Raw genomic sequence first — 15222 nt, forward strand, 5'->3', positions numbered from 1 at the left:
TCCGACATCAGTCGACCTTTCAGGGAAAGCGCGCGTGGCACGCCAGTTCATCTATCACATGGCCGGCCTCAACAAGGCCTACGGCACCAAGAAGGTGCTCGAGAACATTCATCTGTCCTTCTACCCGGACGCCAAGATCGGCATCCTCGGCCCCAACGGCGCCGGCAAGTCGACGATTCTCAAGATCATGGCCGGCATCGACAAGGAGTGGAGCGGCGAGGCCTGGCTGGCCGAAGGCGCGACCGTCGGTTACCTGGCGCAGGAGCCGGCGCTCGATCCGAACAAGAATGTGTTCGAAAACGTCATGGAAGGCGTTGCCGCCAAGACCGCGATCATCGAGCGCTACAACGAATTGATGATGAACTATTCCGACGAGACGGCGGACGAGTCGGCCAAGCTGCAAGACGAGATGGACCGGCTCAATCTGTGGGATCTCGAGCAGCAGGTCGAGATGGCGATGGAGGCACTCGGCTGCCCGCCCAAGGAGGCCGATGTCACCAAGCTGTCGGGCGGCGAACGCCGTCGCGTCGCGCTCTGCCAGCTCTTGCTGCGCCAGCCCGACCTTCTGCTGCTCGACGAGCCGACCAACCATCTCGACGCCGAGACGACGGCGTGGCTGGAAAAGCATCTGCGCGCCTATCCGGGCGCGGTGATGATCATCACCCACGACCGCTACTTCCTCGACAATGTCACCGGCTGGATCCTCGAGCTCGATCGCGGCCGCGGTATCCCGTACGAAGGCAACTACACCAAATATCTCGAAGCCAAGGCCAAGCGGCTCAAGCAGGAAGGCCGCGAGGACGATGCGCGCCAGCGGGCGATCGGCCGCGAGCGCGAGTGGATCCAGTCCAGCCCGAAAGCCCGGCAGACCAAGTCGAAGGCCCGTATCCAGGCGTTCCAGGATCTGCTGGATGCGGCCGACAAGCGGCGTCCGAGCGATACGCAGATCGTCATTCCGCATGGCGAGCGGCTCGGCAATGTGGTGATCGAGGTCGAGGACCTGTCGAAGGGCTTTGGCGACACGCTTTTGATCGACGATCTCGAATTCAAGCTGCCGCCCGGCGGCATCGTCGGCGTCATTGGCCCGAACGGCGCCGGCAAGACGACGCTGTTCCGCATGATCACCGGCCAGGAAAAGCCCGATGCCGGCACCATCCGCGTCGGCGAGACGGTCAAGCTCGGTTATGTCGACCAGAGCCGCGACGCACTCGACCCGACCAAGACCGTCTGGGAAGAGATCTCGGGCGGCGCCGAAGTGGTCAAGCTCGGCAAGTTCGAAGCCAACACCCGCGCCTATTGCGCGTCGTTCAATTTCCGCGGCGGCGATCAGCAGCAGAAGGTCGGCAACCTGTCCGGCGGACAGCGCAACCGCGTGCATCTGGCAAAGATGCTGAAGACCGGCGGCAATGTGCTGCTGCTCGACGAGCCGACCAACGATCTCGATACCGAAACGCTGGCCGCACTTGAAGACGCGCTCGAGAGCTTCGCCGGCTGCGCCGTCATCATCTCGCACGATCGCATGTTCCTCGATCGTCTGGCGACGCACATCCTCGCCTTCGAGGGCGACAGCCATGTCGAATGGTTCGAAGGCAATTTCGAGGATTACGAGCAGGACAAGATCCGTAGACTCGGGCCCGATGCCGTCAATCCGCACCGCATGACGTATAAGCGGCTGACGAGGTAGGGTCTCGATCCGTTGCGGGCGATCGTCGTTTGGCCTAAATTGATCGGATGGAGTTGCCCATGATCACGGTCAAATTGCCGCAAAAAGCCGAGAAGCTGCTGGCCGATATTGCCAAGGCCAGCGGCCGTACGATCGATCAGGTCGCAGTTGAAACGATCCTCGAAACCATTGAGGATTGGCAGGATGCCAGGATTGCGGAGGAACGCCTGAGGGATGACGACGGCGTACGCATTCCGTTGGAAGAGGTGATCCGGAAGCTTGAACTTCGCGAAGTCGAGGAGCGGCACAAGAAACCTGCCGCTGAATGAGTTGGCAGGTCGAGTTTACGCGAGCCGAAAAAGACATTGAAGGGCTTTCACCGAAGGACTAGCGCCGTGTCCTAGAATTCCTGTATCAAAGAGTTTCTGTGCACCCCAATCCAAGAGCACTCGCCAAACGGCTGACTGGGACCAAGGAAGCTTGGCGGTTTCGCGTCGGCGACTACAGAATCATTGCCCAGTTTCAGGACAGCCGGCTCGTCGTGCTGATCGGGAGATAGGCAACCGTCGCGAGATCTATCGATGAATAACAGCATAGCGGTAAAGGCAAAACCCGACTGGTCCGCCGCACTCTACCTGAAATTCGAGGATGAGCGCACGCGGCCGGCGCGCGACCTCCTAGCGCAGGTGCCAGTGCCGGAACCGCGCCGGGTGGTGGACATTGGCTGTGGGCCGGGCAATTCGACCGAATTGCTGGTCGAGCGCTGGCCGCAGGCACAGATCAGCGGCTTCGATACCTCGCCCGACATGATCGAGAAGGCGAAGGCGCGCCTGCCCGGCGTCACCTTTGCCTTGGCGGACGCGGCGACGTGGCAGCCGGCCGAACCGGTCGACGTGATCTTCGCCAATGCAGTGTTTCAGTGGCTACCGGAGCATCCGGCTGTGTTCCAGCGGCTGATAGGATTTTTGGCGCCCGGCGGCGCGCTTGCCGTGCAGATGCCGGACAATATGGGCGAGCCTTCGCACCGGCTGATGCGGGAGACCGCGGCCGAGATGCCGTTCACTGAAAAGTTCGAGCGTGCGGCCCGCGCGCCGCTGCCGCCTGTCGCGTTCTATTACGACCTTTTGTCGCCATTCTCGGATCGGCTCGATATCTGGCACACGATCTACAACCATCCGCTGGCCGATGCCGAGGCGATCGTCGAATGGGTGAAGTCGACGGGGCTGAAGCCGTTCCTCGATCCGCTCGACGAAGGCGAGCGGCAGCTTTTCCTGAAGCGCTACACGGCCAGGATCGCCGAAGCCTATCCGAAAACGGCAAGCGGCAAGGTGTTGCTGCGCTTTCCCCGTGTCTTCATCGTGGCGCGGCGTTCTGCTTAGAAACTCTTAGCTACACCCAAAAACAGCCAGCAGCGGATGCTTGACCGGCTTTCGCCGTCATGCGCATCTCGCTGGGGCAGGGATGGCGGCCCTCATGGGCCATGGGGGGTGGATGATGACACTGAAAACGCTCATTTTCGGCGGCAGCATTTGTGCGGCCGCTGTGCTTGCCTTTCGATATCGGCGCAGGCCAAGCGAGCGCGCTGCTTCACCAGCGATGACGGGTATTTCTCCTGCAGCTATCGGGCGCTGGATGATGCCGGCAGCTTTCGCATCTCGGCGCCGGGCTATCCGACTTACGTCCTGGAGATCGACGACCCGGGTTTTGCCTACGGCTATGTCAATCTCGGCCAGCGCAACGTGCCGCTGCCCGGACAATTCGTGCGCAGCAATGATGACGGTGCCTGCTGGAACAACCCGCAGACCAATACCAAGCTCTGCGCCTGGTAAAGACCCGTTCCAGGGACTTGATTTAAGCCGGCATAAACTGGCTAGGTGCAAAAAGAGGTTGCGCCGAGCTTTTGCGGCGTCGACATGAAGCCGCAACGCCTGCGCACGGGACGAACTGGAAATGCATCGCGTCATCATCAGCGGCATCGGCGTTGAAATCCCCGAAGCGTCGATCACCAATGAGGAGCTCGTCGCCAGCTTCAACACTTGGGTGGACATGGAGAACGTCCGGCGCGAGGTCTCGGGCGAGCCGCTGCTGCAGAAATCGGACAGTGCCTTCATCGTCCACGCCTCGGGCGTCCAGACCCGCCATGTCATCGAACGGGAAGGCATCCTCGACCCGACCCGCATGGCGCCGCGCTTCCCGGCGCGGCCCGACGATGCGCTGTCGCTGGAGGCCGAGTTCGGCATCGCCTCGGCCAGCAAGGCGCTCGATCATGCCGGGCTGAAGCCTGGGGATATCGACCTGGTGATCTGCTCGGCCTCGCACCATCAGCGGCCCTATCCGGCTATCGCCATCGAAATGCAGCAGGCGCTGGGCACGAGAGGCGCCGGCTTCGACATGGGGCTTGGCTGCTCTTCGGCGGCGGTCGCATTGCACATTGCGGTCAATCTGGTGCGGGCAGGGGCGCATAAACGCGTACTGGTGACGACGCCGGAGATCATCACGGGCCACCTCAATTTTCGCGACCGGCAGACGCATTTCATCTTCGGCGACGCGTCCGTGTCGATGATCGTCGAAGGGCTCGCCCAGGGCGAGAAGCGGTCGGGGCGTTTCGAGGTGCTCGACACGCGTGCCTGGACGCAGATGTCGAACAGCATCCGCACCAATCTCGGTTACTATACCCGCGCCACCCAGGACGATCCGTACATGATCGATCTGGAAGGCAATCTGATCAAGCAGATCGGCAACAAGGTGTTCAAGGAAGTCACCGTCGCCGGCCACAAGTTCATCGTCGAATTCCTGGCCGAACACGGGCTGACACCGCAAGCGATCCGGCGCTTCTGGCTGCATCAGGCGAATGCGCGGATGAATGCCATGATCCTGAAATTGTCGTTCGGCCATGACGTCGACCATGACCGCGCGCCGATGGTGCTGGAGCGCCTCGGTAATACTGCCGCCGCCGGTGCCATCATCGCCCTGTCGGAGAACCATGCCGACATGAAGGCCGGCGACTACGGCCTGCTCTGCGCCTTCGGCGCCGGCTACTCGATCGGCGGCGCGCTATTGCGCATGCTTTGACCATTTCGGCGCGAACGGAACCAGCATCGGAACGCGCCGAGCAGAGTCGCATCAGTCCGCTTGATCGGAGCATCAGCGCTTTCGACTGGACCCGATGAGCTGACCGCGGCTAATTGCGCGTATCACGCGAGGAACGAACCCATGCTGGATCTTTTTCCCGAAGCCGAAACTCCGGTCGAGATCGTCCCGGCGCGAAAGCTCACCGCCAGGGTGGCCTCGCTCTATCTCGCACCATTCGATCATTTCGAGACACGGGCGGTGGATAAGTTGCAGCTTGGCTTCGACGGCATTGAAGGCGATTTCCACGCCGGCACGACGCGGCGCTCCGGCGGACGGGAACCCTGGTATCCGCGCGGCACCGAAATGCGCAACGAACGGCAATTGTCGATCGTCGCGGCGGACGAACTGGCAATCGTTGCCGAACGGATGGGCATCGCCGAGATCAAGCCGGAATGGATCGGCGCCAATCTCCTGATCGAAGGCCTGCCGCACCTCTCGATGCTGCCGTCCGGCGCGCTGCTGTTCTTCAAAGGCGGCGCGACTGTCAAGATCGACGCGCAGAACGGGCCTTGCCGCATCGCCGGGCGATCGGTCGCCGAAAATGCCGGGATGGCCGATCACGAGGCCGGCGCGCTGCTGTTCGCGAAAGCGGCGAAGCGTTTGCGCGGCCTCGTCGCCTGGGTCGAGAAGCCCGGCACGATCACGGCCGGCGAGGAGATTTCGGTGCGCGTGCCAGAACAGTGGATTTACCGGGCCTGAAGACTAAAATCTTAGAGGATCAGGGATTGTCTGTTTGTAGTTGGCTGCTGAAACAGCTTCCAATCCATCGCCTTGTTTGGCCGTTTTCTTTCTTCGCCGCAATTTCTTCACCGCAATTCTTGCAACGATAGATGCCGGAATTCGGTGGCTTGCTGCCTGGCGACCATTCGTTGTCGTAAGCAACGCTGTATTCTTGTGCCGCAAGCTCGGTGTTATCATAACAGTTTCAGGCGTGGCCGCGTTTCATCCGCGCCTGCTTAAGGATGGCGCGCCAGCGGATCATGGCGAAAGGGATCGGCTCGTTGTTGTTGGCGATGTGGAAGATCTCGTTGTTGAGGTTCTTCAGCGAGCGCCAGAAATCATAGTCGGTGATGCGTGGGTCAGCCGCCAGCCTGTCCGCCTCGACCTTGATGTCGGTTTTCATGCACGTTCCCCGAACCGCTGCTGCTCCGCCGCCCGTATCGCAACTCGATGCGGATGGTTTTCCAACGCCGCGCTGAGTCGTTCAACGTCTCAATTCGGCTTGTTCACGTTAAAACCTCGGTAAGGTTAACGGCGGTTGGGTTGCGGTTCAAGCCGGCTTACGACGAATACCGATCGAGCGGCCGGCGCGCTCCGGCATCGGCAGGGCGGCATGGGCGGCGCGCATCGCTTCCACCCTGGCAAGGACGTCGGCGGGGAAGGGCGCCACCTTCGGGCCAGCCATGTCGACATGCAGCGACAGCGTTTCGGACGTGGCGGCAAGCCAGCCGTCGACATGGCGGATTTCCTGATAGGCCCTCAGCCGCTTGTCGTCATGGTCGAGGAGCTGGAACGAGACCGTGACCTTGTGGTCGAGATGCAGCTCCTGGACGTAGCAGACATGGACTTCCGCGGTGTAGATGGTCAGCCGCCGTTCCCTCACATAGTCCATCCCCATTCCCATCATCTCGAAGGCTTCGTCGGAGCAACGGTCGAACAGCACGTTGTAATAGGCCATGTTCAGATGGCCGTTGTAGTCGATCCAGGCCTTCTCGATGTCCATGGCGCGAGAGACGAAAGGGGCGGGGATGGGCATCGGAAACTTCCTTCTCGTCATGCCGGGATGAGCGTGGACTGGACAGAGCGTGGTCGGTGAGACTACGCATCCCTAGATGCAGAACAAGGGTGGACGCTGGTCCATTCGCGGAGGAATCGATGGCTCTAAGCGACCTCAACCCGGTCGAACGCAACGAGGAAGGCATTGCCGCCGTGCTCGGCATCCTCAAGCAGCGGCTCGGCGAGCGCTTCCAGACCGGCCAGGCGATCCGCGCCCAGCACGCGCACACCACGACCTATATCCCGACGCAGGCGCCGGACGGTGTCGCCTTTGCCGAGACGACGGAGGAGGTGCAGGAGATCGTGCGTGCGTGCGCTGCACATCGCGTGCCGGTGATCGCCTTTGGCGTCGGCTCTTCGCTGGAAGGCCATACCAATGCGCCGGGCGGCGGCATCTCGCTCGATACGTCACGCATGAACCGCATCATCGCGGTCAATCCGCAGGACCTCGATTGCATCGTCGAGCCCGGCGTGACGCGCGAGGACCTCAACCGGCACCTGCGCGACACCGGCCTGTTCTTTCCGATCGACCCGGGCGCCAACGCTTCGCTCGGCGGCATGGCGGCGACACGGGCGTCTGGCACCAACGCCGTGCGCTACGGGACGATGCGTGACAACGTCCTGTCACTGACGGCGGTGATGGCCGACGGCGAAGCGGTGACGACCGGAAAGCGCGCCAAGAAAAGCTCGGCCGGCTACGATCTGACGCGGCTGCTGATCGGCTCGGAAGGCACGCTCGGCATCATCACCCAGCTGACGTTGAAGCTGCAGGGCATTCCGCAGGCGATTTCGGGCGGCGTCTGCCCGTTCCCCAGCCTCGAGGCGGCGTGCAATGCGGTGATCGCGACCATCCAGATAGGCATTCCGGTGGCACGCATCGAATTGGTCAATGCGCTGCAGATGCGAGCGATGAAGACCTATTCGAAGCTCGACTATCCGGAGAGCCCGTGCCTGTTCGTCGAGTTCCATGGCAGCGATGCCGGCGTTGCCGAACAGGCCGAGACTTTCGGCATGATCGCCGAGGAAAATGGCGGCGGCCCGTTCCTGTGGACCAGCATCGCCGAAGAGCGGACAAAATTGTGGAAAGCCAGGCACGATGCCTACTGGTCATCGCTGACGCTGCGGCCGGGCGCCAAGGGCCTGTCGACCGATGTCTGCGTGCCGATCTCGCGCTTTGCCGAATGTGTCACCGAGACCGAGGCGGATATCGCCGAGATGGGCCTGATCGCACCGATCGTCGGCCATGCCGGCGACGGCAATTTCCATGTATTGGTGCTGATGGACGTGGACGACCCGAAGGAGATCGCATTGGCGGAAAAATTCGTGGCGCGGCTCAATATGCGCGCCATCGCCATGGACGGCACCTGCACTGGTGAGCATGGCATAGGGCAGGGCAAGATCGGCTTCCTGCGGCATGAGCTCGGTCATGGCGTCGACATCATGCGCACGATCAAGCAGGCGCTCGACCCGCTGAATATCATGAACCCGGGCAAGATATTGCCGGCCGAATAGTGGAAGAAGATCCAGATGGTCCCTGGCTTGACCGCACCACCATTTGGACCGAGACTCCAAGGACCTGAGAGGCAGGCAGGCGTCACAGACGGAGGAATGGTGTCATGGCGATTTCACGCAAGGAAGAGGCTCGGGCGCTGAGCGCCGACGAACATGCTCTCGTCGAGAAGTCGCACCATCCAGCGGTACAGCATCTTGCCGACGCCGAACTCGCCAACCTGGTCAAGCTCCTAAGGGAACGGCGCGACAAGGCCCAGACCGAGGCGCATCGCCGCCGCCGCGAAATGCGCGGCAAGGGTGCGCCAAAGGGCGCCGGCGCCTCGAAGGCCGATGAAGGTTCGCAGTTGAAGCTGGCGGTTCTGGCGATGACCATGCGGCGGCTCAATGGCGAGGCCGAACGCCGCCGCCAGTTGGCAGCGCGTGTTTCGCTGGTCGAGAATGCACGCAAGGCGCTGTCCATGAAGCAGGGCGCTGCGGCAGACGGTCCCGAGTTCAACACGCGCACCGCGCACAAAGGCATGCGCGCGATCGTGAGCCGGCGGCCCGAGAATCTGATCCGGCCGATGGAACTCGGCCGGCAGCGGCAGGCGGCAAAGGTGGCGCAGGCAAAGCGCGACGCGCGCTGAGTTTTCTTGGCCGCCTTCTTTTGCCCTGGACGCCTGTCTGGCGGGAATTGCCTCTTTATCGACACGCTGATGCGGGTAGAGTGCGGCTGATTTTCAATCAACCGCTTCGGAGTTCATGCTCGCACGCCTGTTCGTGATCTTCGGTGGGCTTCTCGTGCTGGTGCTGTGTGCGGCGCTGGTGGTGCCGTACTTTGTCGACTGGACGGGTTACCGTGCCGATTTCGAACGCGAGGCGAGCGCCGTTCTTGGCCGCAAGGTGACCGTGCGAGGCGATGCAACGGCAAGGCTGCTGCCGTTTCCCTCGGTGACCTTTTCCAACGTCGCCGTCGCCGGTGGCCCCAACGGCCAGCCGGCGATGACCGTCGAAACCTTTTCGATGGATGCAGAACTCGCGCCATTCCTGCGCGGCGAGGTGCTGATCTTCGACATGCGCCTGGTGCGGCCGAAGGCGACGATCGACATCGCCGCCGACGGCACGGTCGACTGGACGATACGGCCGTCCTCGCCGTTCGATCCCGGCCAGATCTCCATCGAGAAGCTGACGGTGACGGAAGGACAGATCGCGCTCAGCCACGCCGCCGGCGGCCGTAGCCATCTTATTTCCGAGATCAACTCGACGATCTCGGCCAAGTCTCTGGCCGGACCCTGGCGGCTGGACGGTTCGCTGTCGCTGGACGGGTTGCGGACCACGATCGCCGCTTCCACCGGCAAGGCCGAACCGGACGGGCAAATGCGGCTCAGGCTCAAAGCCGGTCCGGATGACTATCCGCTGGTCATCGAGACCGACGGCAATGTGGGCCTCGTCGAGGGCGCCGCGGTCTATTCGGGCCAGTTCAAGATATCGGGCGCAGACCAGACTGTAGCGCAGTTGCGCGGCACCGACGGCGAGGCAGTGAAAGTCAGCGCCGGCAAGCCGGATCCGGGGTTCAGGCTGAACGGCAAGTTTTCGCTCGACCACCAGGAGCTCGGCGTCGACGAATTCCGCTTCGAGACCGGACCGCTCGACAATCCCTACACCGCCGATGGCAAGGCTGCGGTCGACCTTGGGCTGAAGCCGCATTTCTCGATCGAGGCCAATGGCGCGCAGGTGCAGTTCGACGAGGCAGTGGGGGCGGCGGCCAGTGCCGGATTGACGCTGTCCGAGCGGGTGGCGGCGCTGGAGCAGGCGCTGCTCGATCTGCCGAAGCCGACCATACCGGGCACGGTCGAGGTGAAACTGCCGGCGGTGGTGGCAGGCGACACGACGATTCGCGACGTGCATCTGTCCGCCGAACCGGCCGAGGGCGGCTGGGCGGTAAAATCGCTGGCCGCCACGCTGCCCGGCCGCGCCAAGCTGGAAGCCAATGGCATGGTCAGCGTCGAGGATCATTTTGGATTCACCGGATCGCTGCTTCTGGCCGTGGCGCAGCCCTCCGGCTTTGCCGCCTGGCTGTCGAAGGACGTCGACGAGGCGATCCGCCGCTTGCCGGCCGCTGGCTTCAAGGCAAAAGTAGATTTGAGTGAAAAACACCAGGCCTTCAGCGATCTCGAACTCATCCTCGGCAAGGCGAAGTTCTCCGGCCGCATCGATTCCACCCAGCCCGAAAACACAAGGCCATCGGTGCTGATGCAACTGGAAGGTGGCGAACTCGACGTCGATGGGCTCGCCGCCTTCGCCTCGATCTTCGTCAGCGACAAGGGCGCCAACCGCTTTTCCGACCGCGACCTCGATTTCCAGATCAAGGCCGGGCCGGTCAGCGCAGGTGGGTTGACCGCCGATAGCGTCGACACCGCGCTTAGATTGCGCGACGGGCTGCTTGAGATCGACCGCCTGTCGGTCGGCGGACTTGCCGGCGCCTCTATCAGCGCCACCGGCCGGATCAAGGACTTCCCAGCGAGCCCGACCGGCAAGCTCGACGCCTCGGTGGTCGCCGTCGACCTCAAGCCGCTGATCGACGTCGCCGTCCGGCATTATCCGGACAATGCGGTGCTGAAGGGGCTGGCGGCGCGCGCCGCTGCCTATCCGGAGCTGTTCCAGGATGCGCGTATCGACGCCGTCACGAGTGCCGCAGACAATGGCGACGGTACGACTGGACTGGCAATGAGCGCACAGGGCAGGGCCGGTGGTTCGGCCTTTTCGGCGTCGCTGTCCGGCAAAGGGGCGCTCGACCGGCCCCTCGAAGCGCCGGTGACGTTGACCTTCAATGCCCGGAACGCCGACGCCACCGCACTTCTGGCGCTTTACGGGTTGCCGGCGCTGCCACTCGGCATGCTCGGCGAGGCGACCACCGACGTCTCGGCCAAAGGCACACTTGGCGGCGGCCTGGCGACACGCTTCAGCCTGGCCGGCAACGACTTCAAAGCTGGTTTCGACGGGACAGTTGCCGACACGCCTCAGGGCGCGGCCGCCAAGGGCAAGGTCAGCCTGGAAACGGCCGACATCGAGCCATGGCTGATGACGACCGGCGTCGGCCTGCCTGGCATGGGGACCGGCATGTCGACGTCGCTTGCTGCCGATGCCGACTACGGCAATGGTCTTTTGGTGCTGAGCGGCCTCAACGGCGCCGTCAACGAAGCGGCGGTTTCCGGTGACGTAAATATCGACGTCAAGGAGGGGCTGCCGCATCTTGCCGGCGCGCTGTCGCTGGACGAGCTGGACCTCGATCCGATGGCGATGATGCTGTTCGGCGACCAGGCCTTCCTCGTCAATGACGGGGCCTGGCCGACGGCACCGTTCAGCCAGAAATCCAGTTTGCCATTTACCGCCGATCTCGATCTGACGGCGGCGTCGCTTGCCGCCGGCCCGCTTGCCACCGCCTATGACGCTGCGCTTTCGCTGCAGCTCGACCAGGAGGGCATTCGTGTTTCCGACCTCAAGGCAAAATTCCTCGGCGGCGAGTTGAGTGGCCTGTTCGAGCTCAAGAACAATGACGGCACCGGGCTTTTCTCCGGTCAGATGAAACTCGCCGGCTCCGATCTGGCAGCCGTGCTGCCGGAGGCCGGTTTCAGCGGAAGCGGCGATTTCTCGACGGCGCTTTCGACCAGCGGCAAATCGGTCGACGCGATGGTCGCGGCGCTGTCCGGTTCCGGCACGGCGACGCTGAAGGGCATGACTATTGCCGGCTTCAATCCCGATGCCTTTGGCGCATTCATCGCCAAGGCCGACGCGATAGGGCGCGATATCGACGCGTCGAAGACTGCCGGCTTCGTGCCGCAGATCGCCGCGGCGGGAAGTTTTCCGGCGCAGGACACCGATATTGCCTTCACCATCGCCGGCGGCACGCTGAGGGCGCCACCGGTCAAATTCGAAAGCCCGGGCGCGACGCTGTCCGCCGACATCACCGCCGATCTGAATACCAGCACCGTCGATGCCAAGGGCGAGATCGCCTACCGACCCGGCGACGAGGCGCTGGTCGGCTCCGAACCAATTTTGAATTTCAGCGTCGACGGTCCGTTCGGCGCCATCAAACGGCAGTTCGACAGCGAGCCACTGGCACAGTTCCTGACCCAGCGTGCGCTGGAAAAGGAGCAGCAGCGGGTCGAAGCCATGCAAGCCGCGCTGCTCGAGAAACAAAGGCTGCGGCGTGAGGTGCGCTACTACGCTGCCCTGCAAACCGAGCGTGAAAGAGCGGCGGAGGAACTGCGCAGGCAACAGGAAGCAGCGCGGCTGAAGGCCGAGGCCGACGCCAAGGCAAAGGCCGAAGCTGAGGCGCAGGCCCAAGCCGAAGCGGAGGCGAGGGCGCAGGCTGAAGCCAAGGCGAAGGCTGAAGCGGACGCTAAGGCACAGGCCGAAGCCGAGGCTCAGGCCCAAGCCGAAGCGGAGGCGAGGGCGCAGGCTGAAGCCAAGGCGAAGGCTGAAGCGGACGCCAAGGCAAAGGCCGAAGCTGAGGCGCAGGCCCAAGCCGAAGCGGAGGCCAGGGCGCAGGCTGTAGCCAAGGCGAAAGCGGATGCAGCGGCGAAGGCCGAAGCCGAGGCCAGGGCGAAAGCCGAGGCGGCTGCAAAGGCCAAAGCGGATGCCGAAGCCAAAGCCGAGGCGGCGCAACAGGCTGCCGAGGAAGCAGCGCAGGCCGAAGAACAGCAACGCCAGAGGGCGGAAGAGGCGTTGCGGATCGCCTCGGAAGAGAAGGCAAAGCTCGACGCCGAACGCAAGGCCGCGGCGGAGCAAGCGCAGAAAGCAGAACGTGCGCCACCGGCCGCAAATAACGTGCCACCCTCAGTGCCGCCCCCGCCAAAGCTCAAGTTCGATCCCTCGTCGATCGACGATCTGCTAAAATCGCTGAATGGCGGGTGACGGCGCATCCCTTATGCGCCGCGTCCAGCAAGCAAGCGCTTCAGCATCGGCTCGATCCGCCCGAGTTCGTCGAGATGAGCGGCTGACAGATCGGCGAGACTGTCGTCGGCGCGGTCGGTCAGCCGCAGCAGCACGCGGCGGTGGTCCTCCTCGTCGTGGTCCCTCGCGACGAGCCCGGCTTCGCAAAGACGGTTGCCTATCCGGATGAGTATCTCGAGGGCCCCTCCGACAAGCTGCTGATGGCGAACGTGTCCCATTTGCCCGTCGTCACGCGAGAAAATGCGCGGCTGGTGGGCTATGTCGGCTGGAAGGACCTGATGCGTGTCAGATCGAAGAAGCAGGCCGAAGAACGCGACCGCTCGGCTTTGCTGGGCTTCCGTATCCGGCGCAGGAAACAAAATAGCGTTGCCTGAAGGCTACAACTTGCGGCGCTTGGCCCAGTCCAGCACATAGAGCCTGAGCGCCGAGGAGAGGTTCGCATCGCGCGGGCGGCTCTCGTCGATTTCGGCGACAAGCGCGGCGAGCGTCAATTTTCGCGCGGCTGCGATGGCGATCAGGTCGTCGTAAAAAGGCTTTTCGAGCGAATAGCTGGTGCGGTGGCCGCGAATGGTGACCGAGCGCTTTTCGACCGGGCTCACGCGACCGCCCTCACACTTCAAGCATCGGATTTGTCCGAATCGCCCGATTTTTCCCGGCGATGACTGGCGACGAATTTGTCGGCCTTGTCGGCGATCAGGCGGTCGCGATCCCGGCTGGTTTTGGAACGGCCATGCAGCGCCCGGTTCTGTTCGGCCAGGCGCTCCTTCTCGGCTCGCGCCTTCTGCTTGCGTGCCTGACGGAGATTGACGATCTCGGCCATGTCACGCCGCCCGTCGGGTCACTTCTTGCGGAAGGCGTCGAGCGACACCACGTCGGCCCCCTTGGCGCCGGCGTCGGCCGCGGCAGGCTTCTGTTCCGCCTCAGCGGTTTTCTTCTTCGTCTCAGGCTTTTTCTCGGCGACGATGGCCAGCGGCTCGGGAGCAGGCTTGGCCTTTGTCTCCTGTTCAGCCGGGGTATCCGTCTTGACGTCGAATTCGAGCTCGAAGTTGACGGACGGATCGTAAAAGCCGCGTACGGCCGAGAACGGGATTTCCAGTTTCTCCGGCACGTCGGAAAACGACAGCCCGACCTCGAAGCCGGTGTCGCTCACCTTCAGGTCCCAATATTGGAACTGAATAACGATGGTCATCTGTTCGGGATAGCGTTCGCGCAGCCGCGAAGATACGCGCACGCCCGGCGCGCCGGTGAGAAATGTGATGAAGAAGTGATGGTTGCCTGGGAGACCGGTGCGCGCGACCTCGGCCAGGACCTTGCGCATGACGCCGCGCAACGCCTCCTGGGCCAGAATGTCGTAGCGGATGTGGTCGTCGGCCATGTGGCTGTCGGCTTCCGTTGAATCGTCCTGATAGCTGTAATCAAGCTTGAGCGCGGCGTAAACCGGATATAGATCGCCGGGGTGCGGAAGCGAAGCCTGTTGGCGACGATTTGATCGCCAAACGGCTTTGATCGTCAAGCGCTGGCGAGCACGCCCTGTTTGCTTGCTCGGGCCACAGGCTGCCGCTTGCCGAAGGCGCGCAGGAAGGTGCGCACGCCATTTGTCGCCGATTGCACCACCTCGTCCTCGGTCGGTGTACCGCCGAGCATGAACGTCGTCTGCAACTCGGCATTGGCAAGCGCCATGAACTGGCGCGCTGCGACATCGGGATCGTCGATATCAAGGAAGCCGGCATGAGCGAGGCGGGCGAAACGGGCGGCGATCGCCGGCCATGTCCTGCCCGGTCCTTCTTCGCGCCATTCGGCGAAGAGCTCGGGGTAGCGCTCGCCCTCGCTCTGGATCAGCTTGCGCAGGAATTTTCCGTCGCGGTTGCAGATGCAGTTGTGGTTCATCCGGACGGCAAAGGCGATGAGGTCGGCCTCGAGATCCTTCGGTCGATCGGGAAAAGTGGAGATCGTGGCAAAGATGCCGGCATTGCAACGTTCGGTGAGGTCGCGAACGATAGCAACGAAGAGTTTTTCCTTGTCGCCATGATGATTGTAGATGGTCTGGCGGGAGACGCCGGCTTCGGCGGCAATCATGTCGATATTGGCACCGGCGAAGCTTTCGCGGCAGAAGACCGAGGCGGCGGCGTCGACAATTGACATCCGCTTGGCCTCATGGCCCCGCGGCGGGAAAATGTCAGGAGAAACGTTGGCCTTCATGCAAA

Annotated in this window: 18 protein-coding genes; 11 read left to right on the forward strand and 7 right to left on the reverse strand. The window is 63.0% G+C overall.

Annotated elements, in window-relative coordinates:
• Positions 1 to 34 precede the first annotated feature (34 nt).
• The 7 genes from ettA (at position 35) to NKH37_RS25090 (ending at position 5494) form a co-directional block, all read left to right on the forward strand.
• Complete coding sequence (gene ettA / locus NKH37_RS25060) at positions 35 to 1684, forward strand: energy-dependent translational throttle protein EttA (protein ID WP_023720834.1); 1650 nt, start codon at positions 35 to 37, stop codon at positions 1682 to 1684.
• A 59-nt stretch (positions 1685 to 1743) separates the two neighbouring features.
• Positions 1744 to 1992, forward strand: coding sequence for a DUF6290 family protein (locus tag NKH37_RS25065; RefSeq protein WP_352482964.1), 249 nt, complete (start codon positions 1744 to 1746; stop codon positions 1990 to 1992).
• 98 nt (positions 1993 to 2090) lie between these two features.
• Positions 2091 to 2222 (forward strand): type II toxin-antitoxin system RelE family toxin, encoded by a 132-nt coding sequence (locus NKH37_RS25070; protein ID WP_352482966.1) that lies wholly within the window; start codon positions 2091 to 2093, stop codon positions 2220 to 2222.
• 22 nt (positions 2223 to 2244) lie between these two features.
• Complete coding sequence (gene tam, locus NKH37_RS25075; protein ID WP_352482967.1) at positions 2245 to 3042, forward strand: trans-aconitate 2-methyltransferase; 798 nt, start codon at positions 2245 to 2247, stop codon at positions 3040 to 3042.
• Positions 3043 to 3150: 108 nt separating this feature from the next.
• Positions 3151 to 3492 carry a hypothetical protein gene (locus NKH37_RS25080; protein WP_352482968.1) on the forward strand — a complete coding sequence of 114 codons (342 nt, stop codon included), beginning with the start codon at positions 3151 to 3153 and terminating at the stop codon, positions 3490 to 3492.
• 121 nt (positions 3493 to 3613) lie between these two features.
• Positions 3614 to 4735 carry a beta-ketoacyl-ACP synthase III gene (locus NKH37_RS25085; protein WP_352639723.1) on the forward strand — a complete coding sequence of 374 codons (1122 nt, stop codon included), beginning with the start codon at positions 3614 to 3616 and terminating at the stop codon, positions 4733 to 4735.
• A gap of 141 nt (positions 4736 to 4876) precedes the next feature.
• Entirely contained in the window at positions 4877 to 5494 is a 618-nt protein-coding gene (locus NKH37_RS25090) for an MOSC domain-containing protein (protein WP_352495167.1), read from the forward strand.
• 226 nt (positions 5495 to 5720) lie between these two features.
• Here NKH37_RS25090 and NKH37_RS25095 read toward each other — a convergent pair whose 3' ends face one another.
• Together NKH37_RS25095 and NKH37_RS25100 are read right to left on the reverse strand one after the other, a co-directional pair.
• A complete protein-coding gene (locus NKH37_RS25095) occupies positions 5721 to 5918 on the reverse strand; it encodes a hypothetical protein (protein WP_023676715.1) in 198 nt (65 codons plus the stop codon).
• A gap of 147 nt (positions 5919 to 6065) precedes the next feature.
• The gene (locus NKH37_RS25100; protein WP_352495168.1) at positions 6066 to 6551 is read right to left on the reverse strand and encodes a thioesterase family protein; all 486 of its coding nucleotides are present in this window, start codon (positions 6549 to 6551) and stop codon (positions 6066 to 6068) included.
• A gap of 119 nt (positions 6552 to 6670) precedes the next feature.
• Here NKH37_RS25100 and NKH37_RS25105 point away from each other — a divergent pair, with 119 nt between their 5' ends.
• The 3 genes from NKH37_RS25105 (at position 6671) to NKH37_RS25115 (ending at position 12979) form a co-directional block, all read left to right on the forward strand.
• A complete protein-coding gene (locus NKH37_RS25105) occupies positions 6671 to 8083 on the forward strand; it encodes an FAD-binding oxidoreductase (RefSeq protein WP_353003373.1) in 1413 nt (470 codons plus the stop codon).
• 104 nt (positions 8084 to 8187) lie between these two features.
• A complete protein-coding gene (locus NKH37_RS25110; RefSeq protein ID WP_352515711.1) occupies positions 8188 to 8709 on the forward strand; it encodes a hypothetical protein in 522 nt (173 codons plus the stop codon).
• Positions 8710 to 8824: 115 nt separating this feature from the next.
• Positions 8825 to 12979 (forward strand): AsmA family protein, encoded by a 4155-nt coding sequence (locus tag NKH37_RS25115; RefSeq protein WP_353003371.1) that lies wholly within the window; start codon positions 8825 to 8827, stop codon positions 12977 to 12979.
• Between the two features lie 11 nt (positions 12980 to 12990).
• Here the strand turns inward: NKH37_RS25115 and NKH37_RS25120 are convergent, their stop codons facing one another.
• Positions 12991 to 13236 (reverse strand): winged helix DNA-binding protein, encoded by a 246-nt coding sequence (locus tag NKH37_RS25120; RefSeq protein ID WP_352844476.1) that lies wholly within the window; start codon positions 13234 to 13236, stop codon positions 12991 to 12993.
• Between NKH37_RS25120 and NKH37_RS25125 the strand changes: the two genes are divergently transcribed.
• On the forward strand, positions 13120 to 13392 hold the full coding sequence (locus NKH37_RS25125) for a CBS domain-containing protein (protein WP_245278655.1): 273 nt from the start codon (positions 13120 to 13122) through the stop codon (positions 13390 to 13392). The two genes, NKH37_RS25120 and NKH37_RS25125, sit on opposite strands and share 117 nt — an antisense overlap.
• A 3-nt stretch (positions 13393 to 13395) precedes the next feature.
• Here NKH37_RS25125 and NKH37_RS25130 read toward each other — a convergent pair whose 3' ends face one another.
• The 4 genes from NKH37_RS25130 to NKH37_RS25145 form a co-directional block, all read right to left on the reverse strand.
• Positions 13396 to 13617: a ribbon-helix-helix domain-containing protein gene (locus tag NKH37_RS25130; protein WP_352844475.1), complete on the reverse strand. Its 222-nt coding sequence runs from the start codon at positions 13615 to 13617 to the stop codon at positions 13396 to 13398.
• Positions 13618 to 13634: 17 nt separating this feature from the next.
• Positions 13635 to 13838, reverse strand: coding sequence for a DUF4169 family protein (locus tag NKH37_RS25135; RefSeq protein ID WP_023720822.1), 204 nt, complete (start codon positions 13836 to 13838; stop codon positions 13635 to 13637).
• Between the two features lie 18 nt (positions 13839 to 13856).
• Positions 13857 to 14393 carry an SspB family protein gene (locus NKH37_RS25140; RefSeq protein ID WP_353041673.1) on the reverse strand — a complete coding sequence of 179 codons (537 nt, stop codon included), beginning with the start codon at positions 14391 to 14393 and terminating at the stop codon, positions 13857 to 13859.
• Positions 14394 to 14527: 134 nt separating this feature from the next.
• Positions 14528 to 15217, reverse strand: a complete 690-nt coding sequence (locus NKH37_RS25145) for a TetR/AcrR family transcriptional regulator (protein WP_353003369.1) — start codon at positions 15215 to 15217, stop codon at positions 14528 to 14530.
• Positions 15218 to 15222 lie beyond the last annotated feature (5 nt).

The organism is Mesorhizobium sp. M1217 (assembly GCF_040318275.1).
Classification (GTDB): Bacteria; Pseudomonadota; Alphaproteobacteria; order Rhizobiales; family Rhizobiaceae; genus Mesorhizobium.

Bases quoted from the DNA above. Each gene is read 5' to 3' on its own strand.
- NKH37_RS25140 (WP_353041673.1), bottom strand. From the start codon at position 14,393: ATGGCCGACGACCACATCCGCTACGACATTCTGGCCCAGGAGGCGTTG.
- NKH37_RS25120 (WP_352844476.1), bottom strand. From the start codon at position 13,236: ATGGGACACGTTCGCCATCAGCAGCTTGTCGGAGGGGCCCTCGAGATA.
- NKH37_RS25145 (WP_353003369.1), bottom strand. From the start codon at position 15,217: ATGAAGGCCAACGTTTCTCCTGACATTTTCCCGCCGCGGGGCCATGAG.
- NKH37_RS25115 (WP_353003371.1), top strand. From the start codon at position 8,825: ATGCTCGCACGCCTGTTCGTGATCTTCGGTGGGCTTCTCGTGCTGGTG.
- NKH37_RS25100 (WP_352495168.1), bottom strand. From the start codon at position 6,551: ATGCCCATCCCCGCCCCTTTCGTCTCTCGCGCCATGGACATCGAGAAG.
- NKH37_RS25090 (WP_352495167.1), top strand. From the start codon at position 4,877: ATGCTGGATCTTTTTCCCGAAGCCGAAACTCCGGTCGAGATCGTCCCG.
- NKH37_RS25135 (WP_023720822.1), bottom strand. From the start codon at position 13,838: ATGGCCGAGATCGTCAATCTCCGTCAGGCACGCAAGCAGAAGGCGCGA.
- NKH37_RS25095 (WP_023676715.1), bottom strand. From the start codon at position 5,918: ATGAAAACCGACATCAAGGTCGAGGCGGACAGGCTGGCGGCTGACCCA.
- NKH37_RS25105 (WP_353003373.1), top strand. From the start codon at position 6,671: ATGGCTCTAAGCGACCTCAACCCGGTCGAACGCAACGAGGAAGGCATT.
- NKH37_RS25065 (WP_352482964.1), top strand. From the start codon at position 1,744: ATGATCACGGTCAAATTGCCGCAAAAAGCCGAGAAGCTGCTGGCCGAT.
- NKH37_RS25085 (WP_352639723.1), top strand. From the start codon at position 3,614: ATGCATCGCGTCATCATCAGCGGCATCGGCGTTGAAATCCCCGAAGCG.
- tam (WP_352482967.1), top strand. From the start codon at position 2,245: ATGAATAACAGCATAGCGGTAAAGGCAAAACCCGACTGGTCCGCCGCA.
- NKH37_RS25110 (WP_352515711.1), top strand. From the start codon at position 8,188: ATGGCGATTTCACGCAAGGAAGAGGCTCGGGCGCTGAGCGCCGACGAA.